Here is a 23,824-nt window from a genome sequence, read left to right on the forward strand (position 1 = left end):
CGGACTTCGGGATTTGTATCATTAGAAGATTATTAAACCTCTAGGTTTAATCACTTAAATTAGCAGTTTCTAGCCATTTTTTACCCATTTCAATGGGAATACCGAGGGGAGGACAGAGAACTTTAATTAATTCAATTCCTCCCGTGATTAAAATGCTTCTTAAGCGAGAATTTTTCTGGATTTCTGCGTCAACTTGTGCGACAAAAGTTTGTTTTTCAATTTCGGTATTAGTGGGATAAGTTTGGGCAAGTTGGCTGATAAGTTGTTGGATTTCTTGAGCGGCTTCGGCTAAATTTTGGGGTGTGGCGTAATTATGAATAATGCCATCACCCTGTTCAATAATCTGGACGTTTTGGGGTTGAACAATGTTGTATTTAGAGCCTTGAGTATTTTCTGACATAGGTGTTTCTGAAGTTAAGTTATCTATTAAGACTATAGCATCCATAATAGAGAATTGAACAGCGAGATCATTTTCTGCTTCTAAGGCCTGACATAGGAGAGGAATTATTGATTCATCACCCATTTTTCCGAGACATTGAGCGGCTTTTATTCGCATTTGAGCATCGGAATGTTTTAGCCTTTTGGAAAAGGCTTCAATAACTAGCTGTAAATAGTCAGGCTTGAGTGCCATTTTAGGTTAAGGCATAACGAGAACCAATTTTACCGATTGCATCGGTGGCACTGAAACGAACGCTATCTTCTTCATCGGATAAGGCATTGATTAAAGCGGGAATAGCTTCTTCTAGTCCAATTTCACCTAAAGCCTCGGCTGCGTTCCTACGAACATCTTTATTAGAGTCTTCTAAAGCCTTGAGTAACTCCGCAATCGCTGTTTCCGAGCCAATTTTACCCAAAGCCTCGGCTGCGGACATACGAACATACTCATCAGAGTCTTCTAAAACCTTGAGTAACCCCGGAATGGCTATTTCTGAGCCAATCTTACCCAAAGCCTCGGCTGCGTACATACGAACATACTCATCAGAGTCTTCTAAAGCCTTGAGTAACCCCGGAATGGCTATTTCTGAGCCAATCTTACCCAAAGCCTCGGCTGCGTACATACGAACATACCAATGAGAGTCTTCTAAAGCCTTGAGTAACCCCGGAATGGCTGTTTCTGAACCAATATTACCCAAAGCCTCGGCTGCGTACCCACGAACCTCAAAATAAGAGTCTTCTAAAGCCTTGAGTAACCCCGCAATGGCTGTTTCTGAGCCAATATTACCCAAAGCCTCGGCTGCTTTGATACGAACAAACCCATCAGAGTCTTCTAAAGCCTTGAGTAACCCCGGAATGGCTGTTTCCGAGCCAATTCTCCCCAAAGATTCAGCCGCTTTAGCGCGAATTTCGGGGTGGTTATCATCTAGTTTTTTAGAGAGGGAATTAACGGCGATTTTGGTATATTCATTAATTTTAATCATATTGTTTTCTATTTGGTGATTAGTTGTTAAAAAAATTGATTTTATTTATCAATTTTTGCCCTGAGAAATTTTTCTAATTTCTTCATGTCTTCCGGACTAGGAGTCAGGGTAAATCGAGTTACACCTGGTTCAGTTCGCATTCTATCCATATAAATTCTTAAGGCTTCATCATCTTCTCGATGGGAGAGGACATATTTTCTTAATTCGGGGCGAGACATTTGGCAAAAATCAGGTTGATGATTCATCTTCAAACTCCACATTTCCGTTAGTTAATATGATAAAGCTAAGAGTTTCACCTGCTAGTATATAAATTTCCTTGCGTTTTTCATCATAGCGAAATAGATGAATATCGGTGTAGAAATTAGACAGGGTTTAACACATTCTAAGGCAAGTAAGCATCTGTTCGGGGGTGGGTATCATTATTGATGGATTTTTCCTCCAATTTACCAGTTTATCCCTGTGAGAAGTATAGCATCCTACAGTCCTTGAGATTGAGTAGATGATGAGGACGAGGTTTTTGTAGTAGAATTAGGAATATTTTGACTATCCTCTCCAAAACTGGCTATCTCTGAAAAAGTAATAGGTGTATATCTGACGATTCAGCAAGAACCTATTGGTTTAGCAGTTACCAACCGAGTTGTTTTTTAGCATCTTCCCAAGTAATTCTTTGTCCTGATTGATCCTGTTGAATTGCTTCAGATAGGATTTCGGCAAACTCTTTGTCTTGTAAAATATCAAGAGTTTCTAACCAAGATTCAATTTGAGCGTAATTCAGGGCAACCATAATGGGTTGACCTTCTTTGGTAATAATAATAGGTTCGTCAGTCATTTGCTCAGACCATTCAACCAGCTTTTGTCCTGTTTCAGTAATGTTTAGATATTTAGTCATGTCAGCAATTAAAATTTATCAAAAAAATCGGGTTTAAAACCTCGCCTTTTAAGGCGAAAAGTTTTCGGTATTTCTGCAAATGCGAGACGCACCCGCTTAAGCACAACTACGAACTAGAATCCTGAATCTGTCCATCACCTTTTTCAATAATCTGGACGTTTTTGGCATGGATAGTATATTTAGATTCTGACTTGACTGGAGATTGATTAGATACTTTTTGACCATCCTCTGCAAGTTTAGTTTCTACTTTTTGAATCATAGCTGCAAATTCCGATTGGCGGTGTAAGTCGATATTGAGGGTATTCATATCTTTAAGAATGTTGGTTAGATTATCAATATTGTCCCTGATTTCATCATATAAGTTTAATGTCGCCATGATACTATTAGTGTTAACTAAATCAAGTTGTTTGTATTTTGCTTGTAGTTTTGCTTTTTCGTCTTCCCAATATTTCAGGTAGTCTATGCGCTCGAAGTCTTTATGAATTCTGGCATCTGGTAAAATAATCGGGAATATTCTTTTATAAAAGTCACCATTTCTGGCAATTTCCACTAATTCAAACATACAGTTTTCTGATTTTAAGTATCTATCGCTGATGACGGCGACGACACATTTCCCCTGTCCAATTTGCCGCATAAAGTTTTTGATGGAGTCTTTATAGGTGGTGTGGGTTTTATCCCGAATAATCTCAATTCCTTTAGCGGCAAAAGCTTGGACGAGTTGATTAGCCATTTCGTTGCTGTCTTCTTGCCAGTTGTAGGAGATGTAAACTTGTTGATTCATGGGTTGGGAGAGGGGGTGATAGTATTTAAGTTTGTTTTGAATTGTGTCTAGTGCTTTTCTAGCTTGAAAGAGAGTATCACCATCATTTAATGTGACAAAATCAGGATTTTTCAGGCATTTGATAAGTTCAGTCATCGCCGCTTCCGAGCCAATATTACCCAAAGCCTCGGCTGCCTTCCCACCAACAAACCTATCAGAGTCTTCTAAAGCCTTGAGTAATCCCGGAATCGCTGTTTCTGAGCTAATTTTACCTAAAGCCTCGGCTGCCTTCCAACGAAAATACACATCAGAGTGTTCTAAAGCCTTGAGTAACTCCGGAATGGCTGTTTCCGAGCCAATTTCACCCAAAGCGAAGGCTGCGTTCCAACGAACATACACATCAGAGTCTTTTAAAGCCTTGAGTAACCCCGCAATGGCTGTTTCTGAGCGAATTTTACCCAAAGCCACGACTGCGTTGCTACGAACATCTTTATCAGAATCTTTTAAAGCCTTGAGTAATCCCGGAATGGCTGTTTCTGAGCCAATTTTACCTAAAGCCTCGGCTGCCTTCCCACGAACAAACCTATCAGAGTCTTCTAAAGCCTTGAGTAATCCCGGAATCGCTGTTTCTGAGCTAATTTTACCTAAAGCCTCGGCTGCGTACATACGAACATCTTTATTAGAGTCTTCCAAAGCCTTGAGTAACCCCGGAATCGCTGTTTCTGAGCCAATTTTACCCAAAGCCTCGGCTGCCTTCCAACGAACATACACATCAGAGTGTTCTAAAGCCTTGAGTAATCCCGGAATGGCTGTTTCTGAGCTAATTTTACCTAAAGCCTCGGCTGCCTTCCCACGAACAAACCTATCAGAGTGTTCTAAAGCCTTGAGTAATCCCGGAATCGCTGTTTCTGAGCCAATATTACCCAAAGCCTCGGCTGCGTTCCAACGAACAAACCAATCAGAGTCTTCTAAAGCTTGGTTTAACTCATTAACAACTTCATTAGACTTTGTTAATCCCAATAACTCCACCTTAAACCGTTTCGGTACATCCAACCCAAGCACTAACCCCACTGTCTGCTTTTGAAACTTAAAGTTGACTTCTCCTGCTAACCTCGCTCCTAATTTTAAATCAATCGCTAAACCTAACTTAACCACCCGTTTTGCTTGGGTTTCATTATCCAATAACCCCAACAGCAACGCCATAGGTTCCGTCCATTTGAGATAATTCAAATAGTCCCACTGTAACTGCTCATCCCTGAGATGGGGTAACTTTTTCTTTAATTCCTCAGCCGTGTAATACTCTTGAATCAGTTGATGGCGAAAAGCAATTTTATCATTACCTTCTAGGTGAATTAGATGATATTTCAGTAAATCCTCTAACCACTGCTTACTGTAATATTCTGGGAATCCTTTATTTTTGATAAATTTGCTTAATTCTTCCTCTGCTTCTGTTCGGGAAATAGCCACCTGAATCTCAGTTTTTGACTCCCCTTGGGTCATTTTCCAAGCTAACACTTGCAGCAATTCTCGCCACCAATACCGGGATTCTTGGTAAGTAGGAACATCTGCTTTTAATTTCTTGTCATAAATTCCTGTAAAAATCTGGAAAACTAAGCCCAAATTAGCAGGAATTTTGTTCTGATTATTATCAAAAACTGAACAAAGCATCCACAAAAGCAGGGGGGTTTCTGCCAATTCCTTGAGACGATTTTCCAACTGTTTAAGCATTTCTTCGCCTTTTTCAGGCAAATAGGCCTTGACAAAATCCCGCATCTGTGGTTCAGTCAGGGGGAGCATTTCCAGCTTTTTTTCAATATCTAAGTCGTCGCTGCCTAAATCCCTTGTGGTGAAAATCATCGAAATTTCTGCATACTGCTGGCGAAAGTTTTTTAAATTCTGTCGCGCAGCTTCCGAGGGCAACTCATTGATACCATCAAATAATAATAATGGTCTAAAATTATGATTTTCTAACAGCCAACTTTCTAGGGTATTACTATCAATAATTAATTTATGGCGTTTCAGGAATTGTAAAATTAAATCAAGAATTGAGGTTTCATACAAGCGTAATTCGATGAGAATGGGAATTTGAATGATTTTAGCCTGATTTTGTTGATTTAGGCGCAAGCTTTGCGCCCCTACAGATTCTTCTAATAATAATCTGGCTAAAGCGGTCGATTTTCCTGAACCGGGACGACCTTTTAAAAGAACGTGATTAGCCGCATACTTGCGTAAACCATCTAAAACCGTGAATCTTTCGGTTTTTTCTGGTCTTTCTGGTCTTTCTTGTCGGTTTTGTGGTTCTTTTTCAATCGTCTGTACCCACAAATCCCTTAGCAAAGGTGCAGTTTTCGGCGGGCGTGTTTTTCCCTCTACGTCCGTGAGGGTGTAAAATGTCTCCCACTGGGCGCACTTTTCCGAGATTGATTTGAGATAGGGAGTCCAGTCAATCATTGATGCTGTCAAGTATTTAAATTACCTGTTGAGACGAGGAAAAAGGCAACCCCCCAACCCCTAGCAGGGGTAGGGTTGATTCATGAATCAACCCTACTATGAATCAACCCTACCTTGCTTATTTTTAATTGTAGGCTAAGAAGATTTGGTCATGACTTACAAGATAGAATCGGAGTTTCTGCATCCCTCTCTCCTGTCAGACAGGGAAAACCCCATCCGAATATAAACACTCACGCTGCTGTCGTACCTTGTTCCAAGCACTTTAGCGTATATCTGGCACGAGTTTTAAGAATTGTTAATTGATCTGTTTTTGCCAACAACTCATCTAACTCAGCTACTTCATCAGCGCAGAGTAAAGATTCTGCATTTCTCGTCACTAAATCATCTAAACGGGTTTGCTCTACGAGGGACAATTGACAACTTGCCAGCGCTTTTAATTCATCCACACTCAAACCAATCAAACAATCTTCATCGAGTCCTAATGAATTGGCAAATCGAGAATAGGTGTTCCAGTCTAATAAAACCCCAACTCGTTCCCCTTGCTCATTTGTTAAGTATTCTACTGGCTTGGACATATTAGAAACACTCACAATACAATATAATCCTATTTTAGTAATTAATTCCAGAAAATGCCATCGATCGCCGATAAGGTTATCTTATTTTTGTTTTCCTAATTGTTGGGGTTTCTAAAAAGTTGGTGCGTTACGGCAATATTTAGACCTTGATTTTTTCCCTAAAAACAATGGATGCCTAACGCACCCTACGTTTATTTTTGTTTTCCTAATTGTTGGGCCTTATAAAAAGTTTCTAAACTGTGACTATCCCCGACAAAACGCCAGTGCCAGGGTTCATAATTAATACCCTGGGGATTATTTTCAGGGAAAGATAACTCGAAACTATACTGGGCAGCGTTATTTTGCAACCAACGAAAAGCGGCAGTATTAGCAAAACTGCTACTTAAATTTGTGGCGGGAGCGTGACCATCGCCAATATCGATCGCATAACCGGTATGATGTTCGCTGTAACCCGGAGGTGCGCTCACTTCTGCTCGTTTGCGGGTTTGCTGATTGCGTTGTTTTTTAACTTCAAAAAAGAGCTTTTCTTGGGTTGCTTTCGATCGAAATGCGGAAATCGGCATTAAAATCACCCCCGACCTTCTCGCGTCACTCTGCATCTCGATAAAAGCCTTGGCTGCCGGTTTCCTTAAACGCATAGCACCATCCCCAGTAATAGGGGCTAATTCCGTCTCTGGAGCCTCTTGATAGGGTAAATGACCTAGAATGTTCTCAATGGGGCTAGGAGTGGCTTTAATGGGGGGGGATGGGTTAATAACCGGTTTTTCTACGGTAGCAGGGGGACGATTCAAGACTGCTATGGCAATTAGGCCGGTTCCCACCAGAGCAAGTAAACCGCTGGCGATCGCTATGAGACCATTAGGATTAGTAGTTTTTCTGTACTGGTTGTCCCGCAAAGCTTCGGGAATATCATCGATCGGTTTCACGGTTTACTTACCCTCCTGCACCATAATTACATTATTCCCCGGCCACTCCATCTTGACGAGCAGCGTGTTGAACGGCGGCGGCCACAGCCGTAACTACACGACTATCAAAAACCGAGGGAATAATATTCTCTCGATCAAGATTAGCAGGAGTGATCAGAGAAGCGATCGCTTTGGCCGCTTCCAGATACATATTATCGGTGATTGCCCTAGCGCGACAGTCCAGGGCCCCGCGAAATAATCCGGGGAAAGCGAGAACATTATTAATCTGATTGGGATAATCGCTGCGTCCGGTAGCCACCACGGCCACTAAATCATTGATTAATTCCGGTTGAATTTCGGGAATCGGATTAGCCATGGCAAACACGATCGCATCTTTAGCCATTCCCTTGACCATTTCGGGAGTCAATACCCCCGGTACACTCACCCCCAAGAAGACATCAGCGCCTTTAAGAGCATCCCCTAGCTTACCACTGGCAGCCACGGCCCAAGCTTGTTTTTCTGGGGTTAAATCGTCCCGTTTTTGGGAGAGGATACCAAGGGAATCACAGAGGATTATATTTGTAGCTCCTGCGGTTTTAAAGAGAGTAGCGATGGCGATTCCCGCTGCACCTGCACCATTAATGACGATTTTGACTGTATCAAGCGATTTTTTGACCAATTTGAGGGCATTAATCAGGGCAGCCAGGGAAACGATCGCTGTACCGTGTTGATCATCGTGGAAAACGGGAATATTTAATTCCGCTCGCAGACGTTTCTCGATTTCAAAACAGCGTGGCGCGCCGATATCCTCTAGGTTAATGCCACCAAAAACCGGAGCGATTCTTTTGACGGTTTCGATGATTTCTTCGGGGTCTTGGGTGGCTAAACAGATGGGAAAAGCGTCAATTCCGGCGAATTCCTTGAATAACATTGCCTTCCCTTCCATTACTGGTAGGGCAGCCTCCGGCCCGAGATTTCCTAATCCTAATACCGCGCTACCATCGGTCACTACAGCGACGGTGTTGCCCTTGATGGTCAATGAGTACACTTGTTCGGGGTCGTGGGCGATAGCGGTGCAGATGCGACCAACTCCGGGGGTGTAGGCCATGGCCAGGTCATCTTGGGAGGTGAGGGGAATACGACTCTCAATGGAGATTTTACCCCGACGATGGAGATCGAAGGTGCGATCGGAAACTTTCAGGAGTTTAACATCCGGTAGAGCTTTAACCGCGGCGATAATCTGTTCCGCTTGGTCGGTACTAGCGGCATCAACCATCACCTCGCGGGTGCTAATCTTTAAATTGCGTTCGATCAGAGAAATTTGCCCTAAATTACCCCCGACATCGGCGATCGCATTGAGGACAGAAGCGAAGGTTCCCGCTTGATTGGGGATTTCTATCTTGAGACTTAAACTATAGCTAGGATTGGGCGTTAAATGAACCATGCTGAAGGCTTCCAATACTGATAAATATTGATTATCTTCTATCTGTGAAGGACTTTGGTATCTAATCGCGCAGTTTCTTTAGCTATTAGGGTTTCTCTGGGCCTAACACCAGGGGAGCGGGGTGTGGGGTGTGGGGTGTGGGGTGTGGGGAGAAGGTAGGAAGGCTGCATCTCACATTTGCAAAAATACCGACAATCAGCAATTATCAGTCACTCTCAAATGCGTACAAATGTATTAGTAACTGCCTGTAAGCAGCCCACCGAAAAGCTAATGCGCTCCGGGGTTTGGGGGGTTCTACCCCCCAAAAGCCTGGATTGAGTAATAAAATCGGAAGTAAAGCCCAATTTTAAAAGAGAGTTTTCCCTTAAAAATCCCAACTTAGTAGATTGACAAAAATGAGATGCACCCTAAATATTCCACATTTGTTGATAAGCAGTTTCTAAATCTCTGGTAAATTGTTTGGCATTCCAGAGGGGAGATGTATGACGAGATTGACGTAATTGATAACGGACTTCTTCCCTCAAATTTTTATCCAATCCTAACTTAATTCCCCACTGCACATATTCCTCATCACTCCAAGCTATACCCTGACTAATGCCAGCATTTTTCATAAAAGTATAGCTATTGCGGGCCGCAAATTGTTCACCAACCCTAGTGACTAAAGGAATCCCCATCCAGAGGGTTTCTAAGGTTGTGGTAGCACCATTATAGGGATAGGTATCGAGAACTATATCAGCAATTCCTAGATTAGCGCGATGGGTTTCCTCATTGAAATCATTGGGCAAAAATCTTAATCTATCTTGACTAATTCCCAATTCGTCGGCACTTTTGAGAAATAATTCTCGAATGGTTTCTTGGTCGGCAAAACCTTTGATTAAAAGATAGCTATTAGGAACCTGTTGGAGAATCTGCAATTGCAGATAAATCATGTTTAAGGTGCGTTTTAATCCCGATTGCACGGTCAGATAAATAATAGCATCATCGGGAATATTTAAATCAGTTCTTCTCCTAGTAGGAACACCCACTTCAAAACCATCTACAGATAAATAAGAGTTAGGAAGTCGGATGATTTGTTCTGAATATATTTCTTGAACATTTTCGGGTAAAACGTAGTTATCGGCGATAAAATAATCAATCGCAGGGATTCCCGACGCATCTAATCCTAACCAAGTTACCTGTATCGGTGCTGGTTTTAAGGCCATTACTAGATAAGTGGTATTATTGGTTAAGCTATCAAGATCCACTAAAATATCTAATTTGTCTTGACGAATTTGGGCAGTTATTTGTTCAATTTTTGCTGGCAAGTTATAGCTATAATCTGAGTTATTTTTAAACCATTTTTCAGTAATTTCGTCCGCTGCTTGGTTGACAAAATAGGTGTAAATTTCAAATTTATCTCGATTATGATAGTGAAATAACCAGCGACTTAACCAACCCACAGAATGGCGACGGAGAGTATAGGCAATATAACCAATTTTTATTTTTCTTGCTGGAGATTTTGGAGAATAAACAGGAGCAATATAGTTATAGCGTGTTCTTACATCTGCTTGAAAAATTTCCGCTAGTTTACTTTGTAAATAGCGATTAATTTTCGGATTATCTTGATAGTAGGGAAGACAGCTACTAACTCCTAAAATAGAGTCGATAATAAAGGGACGTGCATTAAATTGTTCGGCATTAATTTGTCGCTCGATTAGTTGTGTTAATTCATCGATAAATTTAGGTAAATTTCCCCAGTCTCCCTTAGCTTGTAAAATACCAATTACCAGAGAAATTCCGAACAGCTTTTCAGTAGTTGTCTGGCAATTTTTATAAAAATTATCGGCAATTTCTAGAGCTTTTTTATAGTCAACAGTGGTGGTTTTGTAAAGATTAAACAAACTATTTTGTAGGTATAAATTATCTGGTAGAAAGCGCAAACAAAGTTCTACTAAATTAATGGCAAATCCACTTTGCTTTTGTTGATAACCATAATTTACAATTGCTGAGATAACTTTGGCCGCAATTATTTCTGGATTATTGATATGTAAGGCTGCTAATTCTAAAAAGTAGATGGTATCAGTACAGGGGTAGATTAAAACTTTTTCCGTCACTCGCAGCAGTAAATCAAGATTAATTGCTGCTGTAGCTGTATTCTCTAACAGTTCAAATACACACCAATCATTGCACTTTTCCATAGCAAATGTTTGGAATTGTATTTCTAATTCCATCAGATGCAGGAGATTATTTAAAAAACTAGGATTAAGATTTTGTAGCTGCCATCGAATTAGATAACTTGTCTCTAGTCTTTGGGAATTTTCTTGTCTGGTTGCCTCTGCATCTAAGATTTGAGTTAAAGTTTCTATCCACCCCGATAATTCTGATTCGGCTGCTTGACTCAACACCAGTAACCAAGTAGCTTGTGCGTCTTCTTCTCTATCTTGTAAAAGATAGGCTAATCCTAGATAAAAATAATCCTCAATTACCAGAGAATTGTTTTCAATTAATTGTTCATAAAACTGCACCACCAGTTGATAATTGTTGTCGTTTAAATGGGTTTGTATGTCTTGATGCCATTGCATAGTTTTTATCCGCTAAGATTGACAATAAATATTCCACATTTGCCGATAAGCAGTTTCTAAATCTCTGGTAAATTGTTTGGCATTCCAGAGGGGAGATGTATGACGAGACTTTCGGAGTTTCCAACGGACTTCTTCTCTTAAATTTTTATCCAATCCTAACTTAATTCCCCACTGCACATATTCCTCATCACTCCAAGATATACCCTCAGTTATTCCCGCATTCATCATTAAAGTATAACCGTTGCGTGATGACCATTGTTGCCCCACCTTAACCACCAGAGGAATTCCCATCCAGAGGGTTTCTAAGGTGGTTGTACCACCATTAAAGGGATAGGTGTCCAAAACCACATCAGCGATGGCTAAATTTGCCCTGTAGGTTTCCGTCTGATAGAGAGGAAGCATCTTAATTCGATTAGTTTCTACCCCAACTTCTGCGGCAATTTGACAGAATAAATCTAGGAGAGAATTATCATCAGCAACTCCTTGAATCAGGAAATAACTATTAGCTACGGATTTGAGGATTTGCATTTGTAAGCGAATCATCGCAGGATTCCGCTTAATTGCTGTTTGAGAACTTAGATAAATAACCGCATCGTTATTAATATCTAAATCTTCTCTTCGCAGGGTAGGAACGGCTATTTCAAAACCATCCACAGCGACAAAAGCATCAGGTAAACGCCAGATTTTTTCTTGATAATATTCTTGGGCATTTTCTGGTAGTACATAAGGATCCGCTAAAAGATAATCTACTGCGGGTAAACCGGAACCATCAAAACCTAACCAGTTAACTTGAATAGGAGCAGGTTTTAAGGCAATAACTTGGACAACCATTGGTCCGGTACCACTATCTAAATCCACAAGAATATCGATGTTATCTTCTTTGATTTTGCGGTAGGTTGCTAGGGAATCAGCAGTAGCATGATAGATTTTATCTGCGGGATTAGAAAACCATTTTTTAGTTATTTCATCCACGGGTTGACTCACCATATAAAGGTGAATATCAAACTGCTCACGATTGTGATAATTGATAGTCCAACGACTCAATAAACCGACGGGATGACGTTTTAAGGTTTGGGACATGTAACCAATTTTCAGTTTTTTATCGGGATTATATTCTCTGGATTTGTCAAAACCTTCCTCCTGAAAACCCAGCATTTCTTTGTAGGTTTCTTGGAAAAAAATACTAATCTGATTTAAAAGCGGTCGATTCTCTTTCGGGTTATCTTCATAGTAAGAAATCGGGTTCATAACTGTTAGTAAAGCTTCCCGAACTAAGGGATGTATATCTTGGGGCTTTTTTTCTATAAATTTTTTAATTAAGTGTTTATACTCTTGACAAATACTAGAAATGTCATTCCATTTTGAGGCTCGTAAAGAACCATTAAAGAGAAGAGATTGACTAAACATTTTTAAATCAATTGTTTGACTTTTGTCTTTCAACTTATTGACTAAATTGATGGCTTTTTCATAGTCAGGTAAAGAGATATAAAACCAAAATAAATTAACTTCTAAGTACAAATTTTCGGGATAAAGGGGAAGAAAAGCTTCCGCTAAGTCAACGGAATAAATAGGTTGATATTTCTCAAAAGCAAAGCGTCGGGTAACAGTGATGACGTGATTAAGTAATTCTAGAGAATTGTCAAGATAGGGTAAACTTAACCGAACTAATTCTATGGTATATTCATGAGCATAAGGTATGACGGCAATTACTACCCGTTCCAATAATTGAGAGTTAACTGAACCCTGAGTAATTAATTCTAGTATTTGCCATTCTTGCAGTTGTTGAGGATGAAATCTATTTAATTTAATTTCAACGAGAGTTAAATGCAGTAAATTATCGAGATAACTGGGATTAATTTCCTGTAGATGTTTACGAATTAACCAAGTGATTTCTAGATTTTCTAACTCTAATTGTCGGTTAGCTTCGGCTGCTAAAATATTGCTTAATTCTAGCAGCCATGAATCAGTTTCCTGTTCTTCTCCTTGAGTGAAAACAAATAACCAAGTAGCTTGTGCTTCTTCTTCTTTTGCCTGCAAAAGATAGGATAATCCTAAATACCAATAATAACTAATTTCTAGGGGTTCTCTTTCTATCAGTTCTTCGTAAAACTGACTAACAATATCGTATTGATTGTTTTCTAAAGCGGTTTTAACTTCATTTTGCCAAGACATGATTTAATTCTCTCCTTAATTAACTTTCACAATAGATTTGCCACATTTGACGATAGGAGCTTTCCACATCTTTAGTAAACTGACGTGCATTCCAAATCTGTGCTGTTTGACGAGAAGCTTGCAATTGCATGGCTATTTTTTTTCTTAATTCCTCATCCATTCCTAATTTTATTCCCCAATCGATATACTCCTCATCACTCCAAGCAATACCCTCGCTAATTCCCGCATAAGTCATAAAAGTATAACTGTTACGACTGGCCCATTGTTGACCAACTTTTGTCACTACAGGAATACCCATCCAAAGAGTTTCTAGAGTAGTGGTTGCACCACTGTAGGGATAGGTATCGAGTACCACATCGGCAATTTGGAGATTAGCGCGATGAATTTCCTCCGTAGCAACTCCTGAGAGAAAGCGCAATCTATTTTCATCGATTCCTTCCTCTTTAGCAATGCTGATAAATAAATCTTTGATTAGCTTTTCACTTCCCGCACCTTTGATTAATAAATAACTGTTAGGTACTGCTTTAATAATCTGCATTTGTAAGCGAATTGTGGCAGGATTTCTTTTTAATCCCACTTGCAAAGTTAAATAAGTAACTGCCTCTGCTGGTATGTTTAAATCCTCTCGGGTTAGAGTTGGTGTCCCGATTTCAAATCCATCCACGGCAAGATAACAATTAGGTAAGCGCCAAAGCTTCTCTTGATAAAACTCCTGAGCATTTTTTTCTAAAACTAAATTATCTACAAGGAAGTAATCAATAGCAGGTATTCCCGTGGCATCTAATCCTAACCATGTTATTTGAATCGGTGCAGGTTTAATTGCCATAACTCCACAGGTGGTATCCTTAGTTATACTATCTAAATCTACTAAAATATCGATGTTATCTTGATTAATTTGTTCAGCAATAATTTGGGGATTTGCTGGTAAATTATCATACTTATCCACCTTATTTTTAAACCATTGTTCCGTAATATCGTCCTCGACTTGATTGACTAGGTAGAGATGAATATTAAAGTTATCTCGTTGATGATAATGAATTAACCAGCGACTTAAAAACCCGACGGAATGTCGCCGTAAAGTATGGGCAATATAGCCAATGTTTAGTTTTTTATTGACATCTTTAGGTTTCTGAGACTCGATAGTAACTTGATTAAATCTTTTTCTAACTGCCTCTTGAAATAGTTTAGCTAACTGATTAGTTAACCAGCGATTGCCTACTAAGTCATCTTTTAAATAAGCTAAGGGAGAAGTAATAGAAATAACCTCAGCTTGATTTCTCATGGGACATTGACACCGTTCTAAATTATTTTGAATTGCTTGATAATATTCCTGAGCTTTATTGCCAATATTTAACCAATTACCTGCTAAAAGTTCCGTATAGAGCAGCAGATAAATACTATCCAGTTTTGATACTTTATCATTGGATAAATTCCTGATTTTATTGGCAGTTTCCAAGGCCAACTCAAAGTTACCAGTCTCGATATAGTATTGATGAATTTTATGCAAAAGTAGTAAGCGATCGGGTATAATATCTAGGCAGCTAAGAGTCAAAATAACAGCATTAGTTTTATCGGTATAATAAATTTTTTCAATATGTTGTTCGATAATTTCCAATATTGCCGATTGTTGTGACTCTATTTTTAAAAGGGTTATGATAATGTCCAGAACTTCTTGCGCTGGCCAATCTAGAAGTCTATAGATTGTGTTTAGGAGTAAATTTATATCGAAAGTTGTTAACTTGTCCGAACTAATTAAATCAACTATTTGCCAATCTTTAAGTTTTTGGGGATAAAAATATTCTAGCTTAATTTCTAACAGGACTAGATATAATAAATTTTCTAGTTTATCTGGATTTATCTGGTAGATATGCTGACGAATTACCCAGCTTAATTGCCAATTTTTTAGCTTAACTTGTCTTCGCGCTTCCCCATCCAAAATATTGACTAAATCTGCTGTCCACAGCATCACCTCCTGTTCATCCCCTTGACTGAGGACGAATAACCATGTGGTTTGCGCTTCTTCTTCCCTAGCTTCCAAAAGATAGGCTAATCCTAAATACCAATAATGACTAATTTCTAGGGGTTCTTTTTCTATCAGTTCTTCGTAAAACTGACTAACAATATCGTATTGATTGTTTTCTAAAGCGGTTTTTACTTCATTTTGCCAAGACATGGTTTAATTCTCCCTAATTAACTTTCACAATAGATTTGCCACATTTGACGATAGGCAATTTCTACATTTTTAGTAAACTGACGTGCATTCCAAATCGGGGAAGTTTGTCTAGATTCATCTAATTTAGCGATAACTTTGCGTCTCAGGTTTTCATCCTTACCTAACTTAATCCCCCAGTCGATATACTCCTCATCACTCCAAGCAATACCCTCACTAATTCCCACATTAACCATTAAAGTATAACTATTTCTCGATGACCATTGTTGACCAACTTTTGTAACCAAAGGTATCCCCATCCACAGCACATCTAAAGTCGTCATTCCTCCCGTAAAAGGATAGGTATCTAAAACCACATCAGCTATTCTTAAATTTGCTCGATAAATTCCTGTGGGATAGAGGGGTAAGATTTTTAATCTCTCATAATTAATTCCTTCTTCCTCGGCAACTTTGAAAAATAATTTTTCCACTGATTTAGCATCACTTAACCCTTGAATACTCAAATAACTATTAGGAACTGCCTTTAAAATTTGTAGCTGAAGTCGAATAGTTTCAGGGTTACGTTTAACCCCCGTTTGTACGGTTAAGTAATTAATTGCATCCTCTGGAATCCCTAAATCATCTCTTCGGAGAGAGGGGTAAGCAACCTCGACACCATCCAGACAAATATAGGAATTAGGTAAGCGCCAAATTTTTTCTCGGTAATATTCCTGTGCATCTGCTGGTAAAACGTAATTATCAGCAAGATAGTAATCAATTGCAGGAATTCCTGACGCATCAAAACCTAACCAAGTCACTTGTATTGGTGCAGGTTTTAGTGCCATGACTTGACAGGTAGTATTATTAGTGATGCTGTCTAAATCTACCAAAATATCAATGTTATCTTGACTAATTTTTTCAGCAATTAGCAGCGGGTTATCAGGTAAATTATAGCAAGCATTTACCTGATTTCTAAAATCATTTTTAGTGATAAAATCTTCTTGTTGAGATACTAGGTATAAGGAGATATGAAATTCATTATAGTCATGATACTTCATTAACCATCTAGAGATTAATCCGATAGAATGATTATATAAAGTATGGGCAATATAGCCAATTTTAAGAACTTTATTGGCATCTTTAATAGTCGATTTTTGCAGAGAATGACAGTTAGAATTATTGCGAACATATTCCTGAAAAAGTTGACCAACACAATTACTAATATAACGATTTTTTCTTGGGTTATCTTCTAGGTAAGCTAGAGGGGATAAAATTGTTAGGGATGGTTTATTCAATAATCTGGGACATTCTCGATTAGCGATACTTTTTTGCAAGGATTCTGCATATTCTTCAATATCTGCCTTAATATCGACCCAATTACCACTAAATAATTTGACATAAAGAGCAATATAATCAGCTACAGCTTGAGAAGGCAACCCTTGACAACTTGTTTTTAATTGATTAGCTACTTGCATAGCAGCGGCAAAATCTCGATTATCAAAATAACATTGATAAAGTTCAGCTAACAGATAAATTTGCTCTGGTTCCACTGCTAAACAAGTATTAATAATATCAATAGCCAATGGTTTATTATTCATGGCTAGAGAAGGTACTTTAGCTTCTACTACTTTGATGAAAGTTTGTCGCTGACAGTTAGATTGAAATATTGCCTCTAAGTAAGGGACAATTTCTGGTATCTGATAATCGAGAAATTTTTCTAAAACTTCTGCTAATAAACTTAACTCCAGACTCTGGAAATTATTTGTTTTTAACACATCGACAAATAACCAAGTTTTTAACTGCTCTTTTTCAAAATAATTCAAATTAATTGCTAATAAAATAAACCGCAGTAAATTATCAATATTATCGGGACTAATCTCGCGAATATGTCCTCGAATTAACCAACTGGTTTCTAAATTGCCTAACTCTAATTGTCTTCGCGCTTCCCCATCCAAAATATTGACTAAATCTGCTGTCCACGCAGTCATTTCCTGTTCATCCCCTTGACTGAGGACGAATAACCAAGTAGTTTGTGCTTCTTCTTCCCTAGCTTCCAAAAGATAGGCTAATCCTAAATACCAATAATGACTAATTTCTAAGGGTTCTTTCTCCGTAATTTCCTCATAAAACTGGCTAACTTGCCAGAAATCCCCTTGGATAACTGCCGGTTCAACTTGGGAATGCCAAGACATAAGTATTTATCGTTAAGTGTCTCTACTAGCGTACCCAAATAGAAGCAAAATTTTTCTATATAAGTAAAATTTATCAGTCGCTCAGGGGTTGGGTTTTGGGGTGGTCACTGCGTGCGTGTTGCGGGGGGTTTTGGGATTTTAGTTGAAATTCCCCATTCCCTCACCTCTCCATTCCCCACCTGTCACTCTCCACCCAGTTTCAATGCGTCCTAGCTTACCATCAATGTCAGCCAAGAGTCAGTTTTTTGAAAGATTTTCTAAATAAACCAATAAATCGGCCATAGCTTGATAATCGGGCTGAAATTTGGGCATTGGTGGGGTTTTACCGCTAATTACCTGTTCAATCAGACTAATTCTCGATTTGCGATGGGAAACGTCCTCTAAACTCGGTCCGACGATGCCATCAGCAAACTGGCCGTGACAAGCAGCACAGTTAATCTGAAAGATTTCGTAACCGCGACTGACATTACCTTGTAGGGATAACACCTCTTTAATGTAGGGATCCGACATCTTAGCCAGATGAAAAGTGATTAAAAAGGTGCTAATCAGGAACAAAACCACGATTATAACCATTAAGAATCGATAAAGCCCGAATTTTGGTTTAACTAACTGACTATTCACGCAAGCTGCCGAAGGAAAGATGAGTTTCTCTTTACATTTTGCAACTTTTTGCCCCAAAATTCCACCGCCGCTGCTAGAGATAGGCAAATGGAGAATAATATAAGACAAAAGTGCATCTTTTTCTAACCCTCTAGCAATGAACCTATTAACCAGACTGGAAGATTGGCCCTATATTATCTTACCTATCACCATCATCCTCAGTTTCCTGCTGTTGGGATGGCTCGTAGAAAAGCGCGTTGTCAGTCAACTTTTATCAATTGCCAGAGAAAAAAACCTGCGTTTCTCGGAAGGGGTTTTACGTTCCCTTCGTGGATTAAGCATACTTTGGTTCGGACTTTTGGGTTTAAATATTGCCCTCTCCCTTCCTAATCTTCCCCTCTTTCCCTCCCTCATTCTCCTGAGCAAAACATTTCTGCTAGTGGCTTTTTTAGCTTCGGCTACTTGGGTTGTTGCTCAATTATCCGTGGAAATATTACGAGTTTATACCACGGGAGATGATGGCATTTCTTCCCTAACTTCCCTATTTGAATTTCTCGCCAAAGTTCTGATTTTTAGCTGCGGTTTTTTGCTGATTTTAAGCTCGATTGGCATTTCTATAACTCCCCTGCTTACTGCCTTGGGTATTGGGGGTGTTTCCCTCGGTTTAGCTCTCCAAAATACCCTAGCTAATTTAATGTCGGGGATTAATATTATCACTTCTAAAAAAGTTAGACCGGGAGATTATATTGAACTGAGAACGGGAGAAGCTGGTTATGTGCGAGATGTGGATTTAAGATGCACAGTCATCGAAGAAATTACCAATAATCTTTTGGTTATTCCCAATGCTCAGATCATTTCTTCTAGTTTCCGTAACTATAGTTTACCAGATCACTCCCTACTGATTCCCGTGGAAGTGGGCATTAGTTACGATAGTGACTTAGAAAAAGTCGAAAAAGTTACCCTAGAAGTTATGCAAGAAATCGCTCAGTTATTGCAACCTCACCTCGGTAACTATAAACCCTTGATTCTTTATGGTAAACTCGATTACTATAGCATTGTGCTAACAGTTTATCTCAAGGTGGTAGAAGAAGAATTTTTTCAACATCTCACCATTAAACACGAATTTATTAAACTCCTACACCGACGCTATCAGCAAGAAGGAATTAAACTTCCCTATCCAATTCTTTTTCCCTATCCCCCCAGTAATCCCCCTAGTTAACCTCAATTTGCTATCGCAACAAACAATTGAAATGCGCGGACAAATTACAATTGATAATTCTCCTCAAAAAACTTACGAGTCATCGGTTGGACAACTTCAATACCGTGGCCTTCTCCTAATAATTCTAGGGGTTTTCCTTCCACTTGAATCCAGACTTTGGCATTGGGATCCTCGGTAGTAGTAGTATAGATGATTTGTGCCAAACGACCGATTAACATATCAGGACCATCATCATTGCCAAACTCGCGCGAGAGATTAATCTTAATTCCCGTTTTATCTACTTTTAAATCCAGTAATTTAGTCCCGGGGGGAATAGTAGTCATGTCCTGAGGATTACTTGGACCAGCTAATAGAATCTTCAATACTGCTGTTAACTCTCGGTCGTCGCTATCCGCTTTTTGAACGGTAATTTCTTGGGTGACTAATTGATTACCCGTATCGGTCACTTTTAACCAATAAACCTGTCGAGTTTCCCTAACAGGAATAGCTGCAGGAGTTGCTGTCGGACTTGTCTTCACTGGACCAGGAGAAAGCGGTTCAACAATTGGTGATTGACTTATCGGCACCGGACTGGGAGATTCAATCGGGTTTTCACTGGTTTTCTGGGAGGAAGATAGGTGATGGACGGCAAACCAAGCAGTGGCCCCACCAGCAGTAAATAAAGCGAGGCCGATACCAATTATCCAAGGCAAAGAGATTTTATCACTAGAGCGAGAACTAGGCATAATTCAGTTATCAGTTATCAGTTATCAGTTATCAGTTTTAAGTTATCAGTTATCAGTTTTAAGTTTTAAGTTTTAAGTGAGCAGTTATCAGTTTTAAGTGAGCAGTCGAACGCTTTTATTCTCGCCATCTCCCCACTTCCCCACTTCCCCACCACCCCACTTCATAATTGATAATTCATAATTCCCACTTCCGATCTCCTGTTTTCCGACCGTTAAATTTAATTGGGGTTCCCCGATCGAGGTTCAATGCTGCCAAAGGCGGCTATACTCAGCTTATCATCGTCGATCTGCAATTGGAGAAGGCGGGCGATAATTCCTTGTTTCTCGAAGTTTTTTAAATCTAACTGGGTGGATATACCCTCGGCAAACCCCTTGAGAAGGCGCGAGGAGATGCGACGACCATTAAGAGTGGCTGTGGGGTCAATAAGCTCGATTTTTCGCCCCTGCACTAGCTTAAATCCCACTTCTAGGCTCAGATCGAGACTGGCTGCGGGACCGTCCGGCCCTTGGGTCTCTAGCTGCAGGCTGAGGGCGACTCGATTATTATTAAGAAAATTAAAATTTGCTTGACTAAGTTGATATTTTGTGCTATGCGATTCTTCCCTAGATGGAATCAGATTATTAATCAGGGTCTGAATTTGTTCTTTGACCGCTGCTGATTGTAAAGCTTGATTAACATTAGTTTCCGTGAGGACAAGATGCAATGCTCCCGCAGCCGTTCGGCGCAAGGCGGCGGCTAAACTGCTGTTTTTTTGCTGTAATTGCCGCAAATCGAGGCTAATTGGCTCAGTTTCTAGCTCGATCTTCTCAATGCGAACATCAGCAAGGGGATAAATTCCCCGTGCGGAAATGCGAACTCGAGCGATTTTGCCTTGCAGAGCCTGATAATTGGGAGTATTATCGACCCTGACGGCTAATTGTTCCACTTTTTGGACTTGGGAGCGAAGGGTATGGGCTAAAACCGTATCGATAATTGCCCCTGCGGGAGTTAACAGGGTCAAAACACCAGCGAGAGTGATTGTTAGCCATTCCATCGCTCAATTACACCCATCCAGCTAAATTTTGCCAAGCATTAGTCAAAAGCTGACTTAACCAACGTCGTTGCACTTGATCTAAAATCGGGTCTTCTGCGAGAATTTCTTCAGTCAGATCATCGAGAGATTGACCCTGAGCGCGGGCCATTCTAATAATTCCCGCAATCACGGCAGCGATCATCTCCTCATCGACGGGACGCTGTCGGAGGGCGGCAATTTCTTCGGGGGTGGTCGGGATGGGATAATTCATAATCAGATGGGGTAGGCTGTGTATTAATCTGGGTATGTAAAGTTTTTTAAACTTTTTTCAGAAAACTTTTTGTGTAGTCTAGCGTAATCAGACGATTTTTGGGTGTAATAGCTAAATCAAGATGAGAGAAATACTTTACAGAGAAATTCCGACTCCCGACTCGATCGCCGTTTGTCAGTGGTTACAATCCGATTGGCAACCCGCAAGCGGTGTCAAGACAAATACACCTAACGGGGTGAGATTGCGCTTATCGGAGGCGATCGAATTGTCGATCTTTGTCTGGACGCTGCAACGGACTACTTATTTAAAAGTTTTCCGCTGGGGTGAGCAATCGCATGATCAAGAAACATCCCTGACTCGGCAGCTCGATCGAGCTTTACAAAAGCGTTTTCCGCCGCAGCATAACACGATACCAAATATCGATCAAAAAAATCACTCAATTTTTACAGATTTAGAAGCGGACTATCCCCTAACGGTTCACTACTTCCGCAAAATGCCGCAAGGGGAGGCAGATTTAGAACGTTTGTATTGGTGGGAAAAACGTTGGCGCGACAGTGCCAAAAATCCCCAACAACCGCAGCCGGTAATTTTCTCTAGCAGTGAGGAAAATGATCATCCCATCACCTACGACTTAATTTATATTGGTGGTGCCTTGGGGGCAATTCATGCGGCACAGATGGCCAAATTAGGTTATCGAGTCCTCTTAGTAGAAAGACTGCCTTTCGGACGGATGAATCGGGAATGGAATATCTCTCGATCGGAGTTTCAAAGTTTAATTAATTTAGGCCTATTTACCGCCGAAGAATTCGAGGAATTAATCTTCCAAGAATACATCGATGGCTTTAATAAGTTTTTTGATGGCAATAATCCCCCCCATTTGAAGGCGGAGATTCTCCATACTCCCACGGTTTTAAATATCGCCATTAATTCCGATAAATTGCTGCAATCCTGCGCTAAAAAAATACAGGATCATGGCGGTAAAATTCTCGATCAAACCGAATTTATTAAGGCTGATATTACTGCTAATAGTGTTACTGTCACCCTTAATCATGGTGGAGAAATTCAACAGATAAAAGGCCGTTTATTGATTGATGCCATGGGTTCCGCCTCTGCCATTGCTTGGCAATTAAACGGAGTGCGTGCCTTTGATAGTGTCTGTCCGACGGTGGGGGCAGTAGTAGAAGGATTCGAGCCGGTGGTGTGGGATTCTCACTATGGTGATGTCTTAAATTCCCATGGCGATATTTCTAGAGGTAGGCAATTAATTTGGGAATTATTTCCGGGGGAAGGAAAAGAATTAACCTTTTATCTATTTCACTATCATCAAGTCCATCCAGATAACCCCGGTTCTCTGTTGGAAATGTACGAAGATTTCTTTACTATTTTGCCCGAATATCGACAGTGTGACCCAGAAAAATTAACTTGGAAAAAACCCACCTTTGGTTATATACCGGGGCATTTTAGCACAGGAAAAAAAGATCGAATTGTCTCCTTTGATCGCATTTTAGCCATCGGTGATGCCGCCTCCCTGCAATCACCGTTAATCTTTACTGGATTCGGTTCTTTGGTGCGTAATTTAGAGCGCTTAACCCATCTTTTGGATACGGCCTTAAAACACGATTTACTAACAGCTAAAGACCTAGAAAACGTGCGGGCCTATCAAAGTAATGTGGCGGTAACTTGGTTATTTTCTAAAGGAATGATGGTTCCCACGGGAAAAACCTTACCCCCCCAAAGAATTAACGCCATGTTAAACACATTTTTCGGTTTATTGGCCGACGAACCGCCGGAGGTTTCCGAAACTTTTATTAAGGATAAAACCGATTGGTTGACCTTTAGCCGTTTAGCAATTAAAGCGGCCAGAAAAAACCCCGCTTTACTGTTATGGATAGCAGAAATGGCCGGCAGTCAGGATTTAATTCGCTGGTTGGGTTCCTATCTCGATTTTAGCCTTGATGGAGTCAAAAATCTGCTTTTCGGTTCCTGGTTTTCCCAATGGTTAAAAAACTCCCAAAGCTGGCTAGAAAAAGACAATCCTCGCCTATGGTTAAAGTTATTGAGTTTTAATTATGGCCTAAGAAATTAATTAGAGTTTGCTGAAAAAGTAGGGGCGAAGCATTCGGGCATAACCTATCGCTGAAACCGTAGATTTCCTATCCGAAATGCTTCGCCCCGAAGATGCAAGGTTTTGAACCACGATTCTCTCAAAATCTTGCACCTGTGGGAGCGAAACAGGCATCTAAAACCCTTACCTCGTCTATATTTCACATTTATTCAGCCAACCCTAAGTAGGAGACTCCCAGACAGCTATCGGGGATCAGATTTGAGTTTTTACACTAAATCCAGTTATTAAAGACTGATTATTTATTTCCACTTTTGCCTTTTGCAGGAGTGCATGAGTGCCTGTCTTCATAAGTAGCCTATACTCAACGGATTTAGAACGTAGGTTGGGTTGAAGCATGAAACCCAGCGCCCGCATG

General features: G+C 40.1%; 19 protein-coding genes. 2 read left to right on the top strand and 17 right to left on the bottom strand.

What is annotated here, in order from left to right; genetic code table 11:
- Nucleotides 1–46: 46 nt before the first annotated feature.
- The 14 genes from IM500_RS06235 to IM500_RS06295 form a co-directional block, all read right to left on the bottom strand.
- Nucleotides 47–631 (bottom strand): HEAT repeat domain-containing protein, encoded by a 585-nt coding sequence (locus tag IM500_RS06235; RefSeq protein WP_190722043.1) that lies wholly within the window; start codon nucleotides 629–631, stop codon nucleotides 47–49.
- A gap of 1 nt (nucleotide 632) precedes the next feature.
- Nucleotides 633–1,418, bottom strand: coding sequence for a HEAT repeat domain-containing protein (locus IM500_RS06240; protein ID WP_190722045.1), 786 nt, complete (start codon nucleotides 1,416–1,418; stop codon nucleotides 633–635).
- 41 nt (nucleotides 1,419–1,459) lie between these two features.
- Nucleotides 1,460–1,663: a DUF6887 family protein gene (locus IM500_RS06245; RefSeq protein ID WP_190722047.1), complete on the bottom strand. Its 204-nt coding sequence runs from the start codon at nucleotides 1,661–1,663 to the stop codon at nucleotides 1,460–1,462.
- Nucleotides 1,647–1,787, bottom strand: coding sequence for a DUF6888 family protein (locus IM500_RS24705; RefSeq protein ID WP_423202542.1), 141 nt, complete (start codon nucleotides 1,785–1,787; stop codon nucleotides 1,647–1,649). Before IM500_RS24705 ends, IM500_RS06245 begins: the two co-directional genes overlap by 17 nt.
- A gap of 256 nt (nucleotides 1,788–2,043) precedes the next feature.
- The gene (locus IM500_RS06250) at nucleotides 2,044–2,307 is read right to left on the bottom strand and encodes a type II toxin-antitoxin system Phd/YefM family antitoxin (RefSeq protein WP_002750215.1); all 264 of its coding nucleotides are present in this window, start codon (nucleotides 2,305–2,307) and stop codon (nucleotides 2,044–2,046) included.
- A 106-nt stretch (nucleotides 2,308–2,413) separates the two neighbouring features.
- Entirely contained in the window at nucleotides 2,414–5,518 is a 3,105-nt protein-coding gene (locus IM500_RS06255; protein ID WP_287737986.1) for a HEAT repeat domain-containing protein, read from the bottom strand.
- A gap of 230 nt (nucleotides 5,519–5,748) precedes the next feature.
- Nucleotides 5,749–6,093 (bottom strand): hypothetical protein, encoded by a 345-nt coding sequence (locus IM500_RS06260; RefSeq protein ID WP_002754005.1) that lies wholly within the window; start codon nucleotides 6,091–6,093, stop codon nucleotides 5,749–5,751.
- Nucleotides 6,094–6,284: 191 nt separating this feature from the next.
- Nucleotides 6,285–7,019 (bottom strand): M15 family metallopeptidase, encoded by a 735-nt coding sequence (locus tag IM500_RS06265; RefSeq protein ID WP_190720593.1) that lies wholly within the window; start codon nucleotides 7,017–7,019, stop codon nucleotides 6,285–6,287.
- Nucleotides 7,020–7,050: 31 nt separating this feature from the next.
- Nucleotides 7,051–8,442 carry an NAD-dependent malic enzyme gene (locus IM500_RS06270; protein ID WP_287737984.1) on the bottom strand — a complete coding sequence of 464 codons (1,392 nt, stop codon included), beginning with the start codon at nucleotides 8,440–8,442 and terminating at the stop codon, nucleotides 7,051–7,053.
- A 407-nt stretch (nucleotides 8,443–8,849) separates the two neighbouring features.
- Nucleotides 8,850–11,003, bottom strand: coding sequence for an O-linked N-acetylglucosamine transferase, SPINDLY family protein (locus IM500_RS06275; RefSeq protein ID WP_287737985.1), 2,154 nt, complete (start codon nucleotides 11,001–11,003; stop codon nucleotides 8,850–8,852).
- A 12-nt stretch (nucleotides 11,004–11,015) separates the two neighbouring features.
- A complete protein-coding gene (locus tag IM500_RS06280) occupies nucleotides 11,016–13,175 on the bottom strand; it encodes an O-linked N-acetylglucosamine transferase, SPINDLY family protein (RefSeq protein WP_190720601.1) in 2,160 nt (719 codons plus the stop codon).
- 19 nt (nucleotides 13,176–13,194) lie between these two features.
- Nucleotides 13,195–15,348 (bottom strand): O-linked N-acetylglucosamine transferase, SPINDLY family protein, encoded by a 2,154-nt coding sequence (locus IM500_RS06285; protein ID WP_190720604.1) that lies wholly within the window; start codon nucleotides 15,346–15,348, stop codon nucleotides 13,195–13,197.
- A gap of 17 nt (nucleotides 15,349–15,365) precedes the next feature.
- Nucleotides 15,366–17,516, bottom strand: coding sequence for an O-linked N-acetylglucosamine transferase, SPINDLY family protein (locus IM500_RS06290; protein WP_190720607.1), 2,151 nt, complete (start codon nucleotides 17,514–17,516; stop codon nucleotides 15,366–15,368).
- 237 nt (nucleotides 17,517–17,753) lie between these two features.
- A complete protein-coding gene (locus tag IM500_RS06295) occupies nucleotides 17,754–18,245 on the bottom strand; it encodes a c-type cytochrome (protein WP_061430519.1) in 492 nt (163 codons plus the stop codon).
- A gap of 28 nt (nucleotides 18,246–18,273) precedes the next feature.
- On the opposite strand from IM500_RS06295, the gene IM500_RS06300 reads away from it, so the two are divergent.
- Nucleotides 18,274–19,335 (top strand): mechanosensitive ion channel family protein, encoded by a 1,062-nt coding sequence (locus IM500_RS06300; RefSeq protein ID WP_061430518.1) that lies wholly within the window; start codon nucleotides 18,274–18,276, stop codon nucleotides 19,333–19,335.
- Nucleotides 19,336–19,379: 44 nt separating this feature from the next.
- On the opposite strand, the gene IM500_RS06305 is transcribed toward IM500_RS06300, so the two are convergent.
- From IM500_RS06305 to IM500_RS06315, 3 genes are all read right to left on the bottom strand, one after another.
- Nucleotides 19,380–20,060 carry a GerMN domain-containing protein gene (locus tag IM500_RS06305; protein ID WP_190720610.1) on the bottom strand — a complete coding sequence of 227 codons (681 nt, stop codon included), beginning with the start codon at nucleotides 20,058–20,060 and terminating at the stop codon, nucleotides 19,380–19,382.
- Between the two features lie 218 nt (nucleotides 20,061–20,278).
- The gene (locus tag IM500_RS06310) at nucleotides 20,279–21,094 is read right to left on the bottom strand and encodes an LmeA family phospholipid-binding protein (protein WP_190720614.1); all 816 of its coding nucleotides are present in this window, start codon (nucleotides 21,092–21,094) and stop codon (nucleotides 20,279–20,281) included.
- Between the two features lie 7 nt (nucleotides 21,095–21,101).
- Entirely contained in the window at nucleotides 21,102–21,344 is a 243-nt protein-coding gene (locus tag IM500_RS06315) for a hypothetical protein (protein ID WP_002763591.1), read from the bottom strand.
- Nucleotides 21,345–21,465: 121 nt separating this feature from the next.
- Between IM500_RS06315 and IM500_RS06320 the strand changes: the two genes are divergently transcribed.
- Complete coding sequence (locus IM500_RS06320; protein WP_190720617.1) at nucleotides 21,466–23,430, top strand: FAD-dependent monooxygenase family protein; 1,965 nt, start codon at nucleotides 21,466–21,468, stop codon at nucleotides 23,428–23,430.
- The last annotated feature ends 394 nt before the right edge of the window (nucleotides 23,431–23,824 follow it).

The sequence above is a fragment of the Microcystis sp. M179S2 genome (assembly GCF_020245805.1).
Taxonomy (GTDB): domain Bacteria; phylum Cyanobacteriota; class Cyanobacteriia; order Cyanobacteriales; family Microcystaceae; genus Microcystis; species Microcystis aeruginosa.

Coding starts and splice junctions, on each gene's coding strand:
- IM500_RS06235 (WP_190722043.1), bottom strand. CDS start 631: ATGGCACTCAAGCCTGACTATTTACAGCTAGTTATTGAAGCCTTTTCC.
- IM500_RS06240 (WP_190722045.1), bottom strand. CDS start 1,418: ATGATTAAAATTAATGAATATACCAAAATCGCCGTTAATTCCCTCTCT.
- IM500_RS06245 (WP_190722047.1), bottom strand. CDS start 1,663: ATGAATCATCAACCTGATTTTTGCCAAATGTCTCGCCCCGAATTAAGA.
- IM500_RS06250 (WP_002750215.1), bottom strand. CDS start 2,307: ATGACTAAATATCTAAACATTACTGAAACAGGACAAAAGCTGGTTGAA.
- IM500_RS06255 (WP_287737986.1), bottom strand. CDS start 5,518: ATGATTGACTGGACTCCCTATCTCAAATCAATCTCGGAAAAGTGCGCC.
- IM500_RS06260 (WP_002754005.1), bottom strand. CDS start 6,093: ATGTCCAAGCCAGTAGAATACTTAACAAATGAGCAAGGGGAACGAGTT.
- IM500_RS06270 (WP_287737984.1), bottom strand. CDS start 8,442: ATGGTTCATTTAACGCCCAATCCTAGCTATAGTTTAAGTCTCAAGATA.
- IM500_RS06275 (WP_287737985.1), bottom strand. CDS start 11,003: ATGCAATGGCATCAAGACATACAAACCCATTTAAACGACAACAATTAT.
- IM500_RS06280 (WP_190720601.1), bottom strand. CDS start 13,175: ATGTCTTGGCAAAATGAAGTTAAAACCGCTTTAGAAAACAATCAATAC.
- IM500_RS06285 (WP_190720604.1), bottom strand. CDS start 15,348: ATGTCTTGGCAAAATGAAGTAAAAACCGCTTTAGAAAACAATCAATAC.
- IM500_RS06290 (WP_190720607.1), bottom strand. CDS start 17,516: ATGTCTTGGCATTCCCAAGTTGAACCGGCAGTTATCCAAGGGGATTTC.
- IM500_RS06300 (WP_061430518.1), top strand. CDS start 18,274: ATGAACCTATTAACCAGACTGGAAGATTGGCCCTATATTATCTTACCT.
- IM500_RS06305 (WP_190720610.1), bottom strand. CDS start 20,060: ATGCCTAGTTCTCGCTCTAGTGATAAAATCTCTTTGCCTTGGATAATT.
- IM500_RS06310 (WP_190720614.1), bottom strand. CDS start 21,094: ATGGAATGGCTAACAATCACTCTCGCTGGTGTTTTGACCCTGTTAACT.
- IM500_RS06315 (WP_002763591.1), bottom strand. CDS start 21,344: ATGAATTATCCCATCCCGACCACCCCCGAAGAAATTGCCGCCCTCCGA.
- IM500_RS06320 (WP_190720617.1), top strand. CDS start 21,466: ATGAGAGAAATACTTTACAGAGAAATTCCGACTCCCGACTCGATCGCC.